The sequence below is a fragment of the Microcoleus sp. F10-B2 genome, assembly GCF_036704965.1.
Taxonomy (GTDB): domain Bacteria; phylum Cyanobacteriota; class Cyanobacteriia; order Cyanobacteriales; family Microcoleaceae; genus Microcoleus.
The window spans coordinates 70,012-80,433 of the sequence record NZ_JAUBTB010000028.1; the positions used below are offsets into that span (position 1 = coordinate 70,012).

The 10,422-nt window shown below is 45.0% G+C and carries 6 protein-coding genes and 1 pseudogene; 3 read left to right on the forward strand and 4 right to left on the reverse strand.

Going from position 1 to position 10,422, the window contains the following annotated elements:
- Positions 1-355 precede the first annotated feature (355 nt).
- Positions 356-853, forward strand: a complete 498-nt coding sequence (locus tag QUA99_RS13335) for a hypothetical protein (RefSeq protein ID WP_333237205.1) — start codon at positions 356-358, stop codon at positions 851-853.
- A 65-nt stretch (positions 854-918) separates the two neighbouring features.
- Here the strand turns inward: QUA99_RS13335 and QUA99_RS13340 are convergent, their stop codons facing one another.
- From QUA99_RS13340 to QUA99_RS13350, 3 genes are all read right to left on the reverse strand, one after another.
- On the reverse strand, positions 919-1,284 hold the full coding sequence (locus QUA99_RS13340) for a response regulator (protein WP_333237226.1): 366 nt from the start codon (positions 1,282-1,284) through the stop codon (positions 919-921).
- A gap of 322 nt (positions 1,285-1,606) precedes the next feature.
- The gene (locus QUA99_RS13345; RefSeq protein ID WP_333237207.1) at positions 1,607-3,943 is read right to left on the reverse strand and encodes a polysaccharide biosynthesis tyrosine autokinase; all 2,337 of its coding nucleotides are present in this window, start codon (positions 3,941-3,943) and stop codon (positions 1,607-1,609) included.
- Between the two features lie 135 nt (positions 3,944-4,078).
- Positions 4,079-5,563 carry a polysaccharide biosynthesis/export family protein gene (locus QUA99_RS13350; RefSeq protein ID WP_333237209.1) on the reverse strand — a complete coding sequence of 495 codons (1,485 nt, stop codon included), beginning with the start codon at positions 5,561-5,563 and terminating at the stop codon, positions 4,079-4,081.
- Positions 5,564-5,965: 402 nt separating this feature from the next.
- On the opposite strand from QUA99_RS13350, the gene QUA99_RS13355 reads away from it, so the two are divergent.
- Both QUA99_RS13355 and QUA99_RS33130 read left to right on the forward strand, forming a co-directional pair.
- Positions 5,966-7,384, forward strand: a complete 1,419-nt coding sequence (locus QUA99_RS13355) for an O-antigen ligase family protein (RefSeq protein ID WP_333237211.1) — start codon at positions 5,966-5,968, stop codon at positions 7,382-7,384.
- A 266-nt stretch (positions 7,385-7,650) separates the two neighbouring features.
- A pseudogene (locus QUA99_RS33130) lies at positions 7,651-8,508 on the forward strand (IS1 family transposase); the annotation flags it as partial.
- Positions 8,509-9,071: 563 nt separating this feature from the next.
- Here the strand turns inward: QUA99_RS33130 and QUA99_RS13370 are convergent.
- Entirely contained in the window at positions 9,072-9,698 is a 627-nt protein-coding gene (locus QUA99_RS13370) for an SAM-dependent methyltransferase (RefSeq protein WP_333237214.1), read from the reverse strand.
- Between the last annotated feature and the right edge of the window lie 724 nt (positions 9,699-10,422).

The window sequence follows — 10,422 nt, forward strand, 5'->3', positions numbered from 1 at the left end:
CAAAATCTAAAATCTCAAATCCTCAAGCCCCCGAATTTATCTCGCGCAAGTCAATCCAAAATCTAAAATCTAAAATCTAAAATCGAATGACAGCTTTAATCCTCATCAAACTCGCTCTGACTTGCATTCTTTACTATAAACGTATAATGCTGATTTTACCGGACACGAGCTGATTAACCGACTCGATATCGACGGTAATCCTCAACTCAAAAATATAAAACTTTGTATTTTTAAAACTATTTAACTTCGGCTTGGGTGCGGGCTTTGAGCAACGCCCAAAATATGCAATTTCAATGCCGATTAGCTGATTGGTTTATGTTAATATGCTAAAAGATCCAACAACCACGGTAATTAGGTGGACAAACTTCAGACAGACATAGAGGCTATTTGCTTTCAGATTGAGGCATTGCGCCGGGAACGCCAGCAGCTTAGCACTGCGTCGATCGCCCCCGCCGGGGATTCGCCCCAAGCGATCGCCGATGCTTACCGCCGTCACGCCAGGGAAACAGCACAAGTGTCGGCAGAAGTCAAGGGAATTGACGATGCGATCGCGGCTCTGTCTGCTCAACTGAGTCACAAACAGCAGCAGTCGGTAAACTTGCAAAGAAGCAGTCCGATGGAGCAGCAAGTTGAAGAAGGAAGAGCGCTCGCTAAGGAACACGCGGAACGGATTAACGAATTAGCGGCTCAACTGGCTGCAGAAGTGAAGGGACTCAAAGCCATCGCCGACCAAATTAGCCCCAGTTACTGGCAGGTTTATTACAAGCCTTTTATTACTGGTTTTAAGACTATTTATGTTCCCTACGTGCGATCGGACGGGGATGTTTGGACTATTGTCAATCGAGTAGTTTAGAGAGGCTGCGGGAGCAGAAATCAGAAGCACTCCAGACAATTTTTTCCTGTCCCTATTCCTCTAGCTCAACCTCTCAGCAGTTGCTTGATAGTACCGACCAATTCCTGAGGGTGAAATGGCTTAGCGATGTAAGCGTCGGCTCCTTGTTTCATTCCCCAGTAGCGATCGAACTCTTCGCTTTTGCTCGAACACATTACCACCGGCAAATTCTGAGTTTTAGGGTCGCTTTTGAGCCGGCGACAGACTTCGTAGCCGTTCATCCGGGGCATAACTATATCCAGAACGACTAAATCTGGGCGGTTGATCTTGATTTGCTCTAGAGCTTCTACGCCATCACTAGCTACCGTGACGTTTAGTCCTCTACCTTTTAACAAGTCGGCGATCATCTCCCGCAGAGTGACGCTATCATCAACAACCATAACTGTACTCATAGAATAATCCCTACCAAGTTTCTGGGTTGAAACGTTCACATTAACGTTTACATTAACGTTCACCTTCACAGGTGTCTTTTCCTGATTGAGATTGCGCTCTGCTAGATGTATTTTACCCACTTTTGCTCATTTCTCAATCATTTGTCTGAGTAATTATCGCAAAATTAAAGATCCGCGCAATCTCGGTTGACACACGAGGCTCTGTCCGTTAGTCTATCATTTTCTTTCTCAAATGGTACTTTTATTAAAAAATGAGGGTGTAGCTTGGTTGTGCGTTTCCGGTCGAGTACGGCGGCGCGGCGCCGCCTGGATCGAAATTTGTCTAATTATGATTTTTCGTACCTAAAGCCGATAGTTTTGGGTCGTAGAGCGTCTCTAAAACGACCGGGCGCTGCCGGTAGCTCTGACCGGAGTTTTTGCAGCCGTTAGCAACGATTCCCAAGACAGAAGCTCCAGAAATTTTTAATTCTTCTAAAACTTTGCGAACTTGCGATCGGTCTGTTTTCCCAATTTGCACGACCATAATCGTAGCGTCTGTGTGAGCTGCAAGCAAGTGGGTGTCTGCCAAGCCTGCTAGCGGGGGGGTGTCGTAAATCACTAAGTCAAAAAATGCTTGAAATTGCTCCATCAGATACTGCATTTTTTTGGAAGAAAGAAGCTTGATCGGATCGGGGGGAATTTGACCGGCGGTAAGTACGAACAAATTATCTTGGTTTGGCGCTCGCACAATCGCGTCGTTGAGGCTGATATCTGTGGAGATGGCATCGCCCAGACCCCGCACGTTCGGCAGTCCTAACTTAGCGTGCAGTTGCGGGCAGCGCAAATCTGCATCTACTAACAATACTCGCTGTCCGACTGCTGCTGCTGTGGCTGCCAGGTGCAAAGCTACTGTAGATTTGCCGTCTCCGGCTACAGCCGAGCTGACTAATAGCGATCGAATCGTTTTTCCTGCACTAAGCAAGTGAATGTTCGTGTAGAGCGATCGAAATGCTTCTAAAAATTGATAGTCTAAGTCGCTCAAAATACTTCGCCCCCCGAGCATCGGAGCCGTAGGTTTAGCTTCGCCCGGTTCGACAACTTCCACTTTCGATTTTGAGCGAGCCGATGTTAGTTGCCTCGGTCTGGGTACCTTTCGGCGCTTGACTTTTTTGGTAAACGGAATCACCCCGAGGATCGGCAATCTTGTGGCCATTCTCAGTGATTCTGGACTGTGGAAAACAGTATTTAATACCTCTACGAGCAAGCCGATTGCTATGCCCAGCAGACCGCTTAAAATTACTGCCAGCGCTAATTGTTTTTTGGTTTGTTTGACGGTAGCTGTTATCGGCCGGCCGAATTTGTCTAGCGGAATTTCTGGAGGATTGATCAGCACCCAGGGGATTTGCTGCTGAGCTGCATCGATCCGCAAGGCTTCTCGTTTTGCCAAGAAGTCCGAAAAACTCTTAGTAACTACTTGCAGTTCCCGCTGTAAATTGTCGTATTGTCGGGTTGTCACTGAAAAAGTTCTAATTTTTTGGTTGAGATCCTTTTGCAAATTAGTCATTTCGCGATCGCGCGCTTCCAATTCTTTGATTTGGGTTTCCAAATTTCCCATCACCACTTCTCTGGCTTGTTGAGTAGCGGTTAAAATCAGTTCTTCCCGACTTTTTTTCAGTGCTAAAACTGGCAAACTGTCTTCTCTGTACTGAGCTAATTTCATTGACAAATCCGAGTCTATTTTCTGGATTTGACCTAACAGTCCAGCGTAAGCTTGTCCTTGGGTCATCAGCAGCCCCTGGGGATTATTTTGCTGGAGTAATTTTTCGTAGTTTTGGTAGAGGTTACGCATCCCTTGTAGCTGTACTCGGATTCCTACTTGCTGACCCCGAATGCTTTGAACTTGTTCCGAAAGAGATTTGCCCTCTAGCTGGGGGTCAAACAAGTTGCTCTGCTGGCGCAGTTTTTGGACTTGCAGTTGCAAAACTTCGACTCTTTCTCGAAGCTTGGGCATTTCCATATCTATAAATTTAATGCCTTGATTAATGCCAGTCAGTCGCTGCTGCAAGCTGTACTCTAAATAAGCTTTAGAAACTTTATCCAAGACTCGGTAAATTTTGTCTTTGTCTGAATCTTTGTACTGAACTTCTAAAATTTTTGTGCCTTGCTGTTTGCCATCTTTGCTGTAGCTGATGCGGTTGATCGACAGTTTTGACATCAGTTCGCTGTAGGTCAATTTGGGATTCGTAGCTCGCAATTCCTGAAGCACGGGCTGCATCATTTTGGGGCTGCGCAAAATCCTAATTTGGGTTTCATAGTCTACTAAGCTAATTCCTTCTATATTAATTTTTGCTAAGTCGGCAGCGACAGTGTTGTCTAATTGTTTGGATAGCAAACCTTCAGCGGTGGCAGGTTCTACTAACAGAGAAAAGGAGCCTTCATACTCGATCGTAATCTTTTTAGACGTGATGACGATCGCTGTTCCTGCGAGGGCGCTCAAAGCAATGGTGGCTGCTGCCATGACCAGGATGCGGCGGCGCAGGACGCCTAAGAGCCAGGACAAGTCTAGCTTTTCTTCCTCTGTATCCTCGACGAATTTATCTCTGTAGTTCTGAGCCGAAAAGTCAGGCAGTTTGCCGTTTGATTTGGGTGTGAAGGGTTGGTAATCTTGTCTGCTATCCATATTCAGCCTGGGTATTCTTGAGGTTGATATTTTTGAGGTTGATATTTTTGAAGCTGCCGCGCCGCGACTGGGAAATCCTATTGTTTAGTTTATTTTAGCCTTTGCTAGGAACTATCCACCTCAGCAGCAGCATTCTTACCTGAATAAAGATCGGAGAATGCTTATAAAATTTAACACTCCGGTAGCTGGCCCGACAGGTCCGATTACAGTGTTCATGCGGTCTACTAATTTGGTGAGACCGCTGCGGGATACGATAATCATGTCGTTGTTGCGAAGTTGAGGATTGAGTTCTTCGTTAATTCCTTGAGTTAAATCAACTTCGATCGTCCGTTTAGTAGCTGTACCGTCGTTGTTGAGGCGGACTAGCTCAACTTGATTCCTTCTAGCTCTGGTATTACCGTAGCCAAAAAATCCTCGGGAAATTAAAGCTTGATTCAGCGTGGCATTAGCTGGGAGCCTCAGCGGATCGAGGCTTGTGTTGACTTCTCCTACTATAAAAACGTTAATGCCGGGGGGAGCAAAGTTAGTGTTAGCCAACACGCCAGCTTCTGCAGGGTTGACGAGCGTGGCTTTGGGAACGACGATCGTATCTCCCTCCTGGAGGATGGTATCTTGGGAGCCGTCGCCGGACTCTAGGAACTGCCACAGGTTCACGGGGATAATTTGTTCGCCTCTTCTGGTGACGCGGCGCACTTGGATTTGCCGGATGTCGGCTTCGGAGGTGATGCCGCCGGCTAGCTGAATCGCGCGGATGACGGTCGGAAAACCTTCTCGGCTGAGGTCGCTTGTGGTGTTGCCGCCGATGACGACGTAAGCCCCCGGACGGGTGACTTGGCCGACGATGGAGATCGATCGAGGTTTTTCTGGCGGCGGCGAAAAGTTAGCTGTCGCAAATTGGCGAGCTTCTGCTTGGTTGAAGTTGGCGACTGTGGGAATCACGATTGTGTCTCTGTCTTGCAAAATGATGTCTTGAGAGATGTCTCCTTCTTGCAAGAATCTCCACAGGTTGACGTTAAGCACTTGATCGGGGCCGTCTGGTTGGGGACGGCGGACGCGGATGTTGCGGATGTCGGCAACACCCGTGACGCCTTCTGCGAGTCTGATCGCTTGGGTGACGGTGGGGTACTGGACACTCGGCGCGACTCCCGGGCCAGGAGTTAGGGTAATGGTGAAGTTTCCTGGCCTGGTAACTTCTCCGATGACGCCCACGTTAAGGGGGCGGGCGGCGACGAGGCTGACTGTGACTATGGGGTCTTTGAGGACGCGGCGGTAGGCGTTGCGGATGATATTGGTGGCTTCTACTAAGGTGCGGCCGCGAACGGAGACCAGGCCGATCAGTGGCAGGTTGACTGAACCGTCGGAAAGGACTTCGTAGTTGCGGGTGAGGTCGGGTACTTCGAGTATTTCTACTAGAATGCGATCGCCACCGCCGAGTTTGTAGCTTTCGGGCGATCGTCGAACGCCCCCAGATTGTGCAATGACTGTTTCGGGCCGCAATCGCACTTGTGCCGCCGCAGCGAGGGGAAATCTGGCAGCAATAATACCGTTGGCGGCGATCGCGCACAACGTCAAACTCAAGACTGGCGGGGTGATTTGTTTAGAAAAATCGGCGTTAACCACAGGCTAGGTATTTTCTTTTGGGTTCATTCATTAGTTTAATCCGTCACAATTCAAATGCCATCTCGATCGCAGCTACAACGAAAAATCAGCAATAATTGTCAGTGCCCGGTTAAGCATCTAGATTTTCCTTCCCGGACTCAGCTTGGAAAAAAAACCAGGATGCTGCCGGATGCCTTTTAGCTTCTTTGCTTGATGCGTATCTAACTCCGCATATTTCAATCAATATCGTTGAATTCTCCTGCCGTCCGACACTCGGACGGGGGACAGCAACAGGAACAGACAATTTAGATGCAACGCAGCCCGCGCCACGGCGATCGATCGACAACAGCCTCGGTTTCTTGTTAATTTGGTGGAGGTAGCCGGCTGCTCAACTAATATTTCTCTTACAAAGGGTAGAATTTTATGGCCAGAATGATTAGGGAGCTAATTTTCGGCAATAATTTATTGCTGGCTTTATTGGCCTCTGTGGCACTGATTAGCACGATCTTGATTTTTCAGTTTGCTGCTCAAAAAAAAATAGGTTTGCTCTGGGAAAAATGGTTTGCTATTTGTTACGTATTCGTATCTCCCCACGTCAACCTACCTCCGTTTAATTACCTACATTTTGTCAATCTGGCTTCTACCGATGGTAGTAATATTTCTCAACTTCCCTGGGCTTTTTATCCATGGGTAATCTTGGTGTTGTCAGGGAGATTTATTAGTTTTTTTAAAAATCAATTTGTAGAAGCCTTATCATTTTTAGTTTTGAGAAATCCTGGCTTTTCGGTGTATTGTTTGCTGCCAATAACATCGACTCTGTGGTCGCTAGTTCCCGAGATCACGCTGAAAGGCGGGATAGCATTTACAGGTTTTACGATTTTTAGTTTTTATGTGGGTGCGCGATATGAGTGGCCCGAATTATCTGGAATACTGAGGTGGGGCTATACCTCTCTCGCCATAGTTAGCGTTTTGCGGTACCCGAATGTGGGCAAAGAATTTGCAGGACTTACCAGCCATAAAAATGCTTTCGGCAGCCTCATGGTTGTGAGTACAGCACTTTGGTATCTGCACTATTCCCAAGGTGCTAAAACTCAGAAAGAACGCTGGATAGCTCTGGGGTTCATGTTGTTTTCTTTTTATTTGGTGAGAGCTAGTAGTTCGGGGGGTTCTCTAGTTAATAGTTTGATGCTCATAGCTGTAGTGTCATCTTTAAGTTTTTTGAGCAGGTTAAAATTTCAATGGGCTTTTACTTGTATTGTCGGGTTTACGGTCTTGGCTATTATTACCAGCGTTTATATCATAGACAACCTAGAGTCTATTGTTGTCGGGGGATTGGGAAAAGATTTGACCTTGACAGGGCGGACAGAGTTTTGGCCGCAATTAATCGACGCGGCAAATCAGCGCCCTTGGTTTGGCTATGGATTTGATGGGTTTTTTAAGCAAGACGAAATTGGCGAGAAAACTCCAGCTTATTTCATATATACTGCCAATGGATTTCAACCAAAAACTGCTCACAACGGTGCTATATCAGTATTGCTATCTTACGGTTATCTGGGACTTTTCTTAATGTTAGCTTCACTGTTTACTAATCTAATTCTGGCAGTGCGACAACTGAATCGCAGCCCGCTATCTGAATCCGGAATACCGATTATTTACTTGGTTTTTATAATACTGAATAACATTACTGAAGGTTCTTTAGGTGAGATGGGGGATGTTTGGCTTGCTTACGTGTTATTAACAGTGAGACTTTGTATCGATAGTAGCAAATCTCCATCCAGCAACCGCCGCATTTACCGCCGGGATTTGCCGTCCTCATCTGAATCCAGATTGAATCCCCATTAATTTGCAGAAGTTAAAAATAGATAGAACTATGGGTGTTGCTGAAAGGGTAATGATTTAAGTCCGTAAAGGGGTAATTATAAATATGTAGTGGTGGCTGGTAGTTGCCAACTAAAATCCCAGCTATTTTCAAGTTAAAACCTAAAAAAATAGATGCCATAGCTTTATAAAAGCTTATTAAACCTATTAATTATTATTCTTGATGAAACCGATCGAAATTTTTATTTTTTTAAATAAGCAATTTGTAAATAGATGTAAATTAACTGGCTGTGGAAGATTTTTTTTATTTCTTAAATCGCCGACCTTGTTGTCCATACGGCAAAGGACAACAAACCGTAAAAAATGGCAGTACCCACAACAAAAAACAAAAATTTAAGTGCAAACAATGTGGCAAGCAGTTTGTTGATAATTCTACAAAAAATAAAATTTCTCAAGAAACTAAGAATTTAATAGATCGACTTCTCTTAGAAAAAATTTCTCTTGCTGGAATTGCTCGTTCGGTCTGGGTTTCTCCAACTTGGCTGCAAAATTATGTAAATAATAAATACGCCAAAACGCCTCGTAAAGTCAAGGTTTCAGAGAAAGCTAAAGGAAAATTAATCATTGAATGTGATGAATTATGGTCTTTTGTTATAAAAAAACATAATCAACACGCTCGTCTGGCTGGCTATACAGCAGTTTTCAGGTTAGTGAGGTACACAACAGAGGTAGGGACACGGCGCCGTGCCGTGTCCCTACGGCAATAGAAGAGCAATCTGGGTGTACTTCATAAACGTGGAATCTGCTATATACAGAAAAACTAGAGAAATTGTTGGAGTTTATATTGCAGATCGCAGCCGGAACTCGGCACAAAAGTTTTGGGAATCTTTGCCGCCTGTCGATCGACAATGTGCGGTTTGCTATACGGATTTTTGGGTATCTTATGAAAAATTTATTGCCTCAAAACGTCACAAACCCGTTGGCAAAGAAAGTGGTAAAACCAGTCATATTGAAAGGTTTAATAATACTTTACACCAACGAGTTTCAAGACTTTAAGGCGAACTCTTTCTCGATCAAAAAAATTAGAGAATCATCTTGGAGCCGTTTGGTATTTCATTCATCACTATAATGAATGTAGATCCCGGTAATATCCGCGATCGCTACATACAGCATATTCCAGGTTTATGAAATACATACCAGAAACCGGGTTTCTTTAAAGTTCTCGCCTCTGGTAATGATTCTGTTGCTCGAAACCCGGTTTCTTTGTACTACATCTACATGGAATATGCTGTATTTATGACTACCCTGGAATTTTGCTGTGCGAAATTTTCTTGAGGATAGCTTCGCTTGACTTGGGAATGACAATTAAATAACTTACACTCTTGAAAGTGGGGTGGGCTCTCGTAGCCCGCCCTTTTTGGACGGGCGGGACGCCCATCCCACCATAACAATTAAAATTGTAAGTTATTTAATTCGCGATCCTGGGTTTCTTTTCTCGGTATATTTCTAACAGCCGGGATGCCCCCGCCACAATCACCGCGCCTTGGGAAAAGACGACACTTAATTGTATAGTCGTGCGCGCAAAAAAACCGGTTTCTCAGACAAATCGTGGATCTTTCCAGTCATAGATTGACACAGAAACTGGATTTTTGACCGCGTGCGTCATGACAGTTATAGATGCAGGCTGTTTGACTTTACCTGTTTGTATCATCTACAAACGCTGAAACAAATCCATCCGATAGCGTTTGTGATGGCGTGCTAAATCTAGCATGAAAAACTTTTTGCGCGGGTCGCCAAGATGTTTCAAAGATGATGCAGAATTTTCGACAAAAGTATTGTGAACAGTCTCGCCATCCAGGATAAAATAATCGCCCGCTGTAGAGCGATAATGAACCATCAACAAATATCCGCCCGGAAGCAAACCGTCAATAATTTTTTGTTTAGTTTCCAAAAGGTCTTCCACAGTCAAAAAAAAGCCGACTTCTGAAAATAAAATCAAATCGAATTTTTCAGTTGGGAACTGTTGGGGTATCTGCATCTGCTCGAACCGCACCTGCGGGAGATGGCGGCAGCGTTTCCGCGCTTCGACCAATCCCACTTCCGAATAGTCTACTGACAGTAGTCTGTCACATTTGGGAGCTAGTTTCTCGGTCAGTACACCAATGGCGCAGGCGATTTCAAAAGCATTTTTGAATTGGACTTTTGGCAAAGCTCTGATAGTTGCTCGGAATTTACTGATTTCGTTAAATTTGGTGGTGTATCCCCAAGGATCGGGATTCTCGCGGAAGGTTTCATCAAAGACACTAGACGGTGTTGATAGCTGTTCTGAAGGTTTCATCGTCTACCTCTGCAAGTTAAATGTTATTTAAGTAAGGCGTTGCTGAATCACGGTATGAAAATAGATAAGTTGGAAATTCCGAAGATGTTCTGACGCGCTGGTTTAATTTTTTGCAGATTGAGTCGTTCACACCATAAATCTGCAACGCCTTAAATCAATATACTACAGAACAAACACATCGTGGACTGTCTTCTCAAATTACGCTCTCGGAGATTTTTCACACTGGGACGGCGGTGCTGCAGCGAACGCCGGCAACTGCTCACCGCAACAAAGTTGCAGTATTGCAAAAGAAGGTATTTGAGTATCTTAAAATTCAAACAGGAACAGGACTTACGCAACTGGCACAGGTTGGGCAAGTGCGAGATCCCTTATGGCAGCGGAGATCACTGTAGCCGATCGGGGGTCGAGAGCTCCGTGGGTGGTGCTTTCATACTCTCAAAAGCCTTCCATTTCGTTGGGATCGTTAAATCTGACAGGAGTGACGCAACTGGCACATGGCAAGCGTGCGATTCTTACCTCACTTTGTTGTGATGACTGACTGTAACCTGGGGAAAGAGCTAGCAAGTGTGACCCGATCGCCCAATCGAGCCTCCCAAATGCTTTTTTTTAAGGACTTTCTCTCTTTCCGAGTGCGATCGTACAATAATATATAGCAATCCTAAATGATTATCAAGACTATGATACAATTATATGCAATACTCGATCGTGAATAAAAAGATGAATA

What these genes read in the sequence shown, in the direction of transcription:
- QUA99_RS13340 (WP_333237226.1), bottom strand. Translation starts at nt 1,284, where the DNA reads ATGAGTACAGTTATGGTTGTTGATGATAGCGTCACTCTGCGGGAGATG.
- QUA99_RS13345 (WP_333237207.1), bottom strand. Translation starts at nt 3,943, where the DNA reads ATGGATAGCAGACAAGATTACCAACCCTTCACACCCAAATCAAACGGC.
- QUA99_RS13370 (WP_333237214.1), bottom strand. Translation starts at nt 9,698, where the DNA reads ATGAAACCTTCAGAACAGCTATCAACACCGTCTAGTGTCTTTGATGAA.
- QUA99_RS13355 (WP_333237211.1), top strand. Translation starts at nt 5,966, where the DNA reads ATGGCCAGAATGATTAGGGAGCTAATTTTCGGCAATAATTTATTGCTG.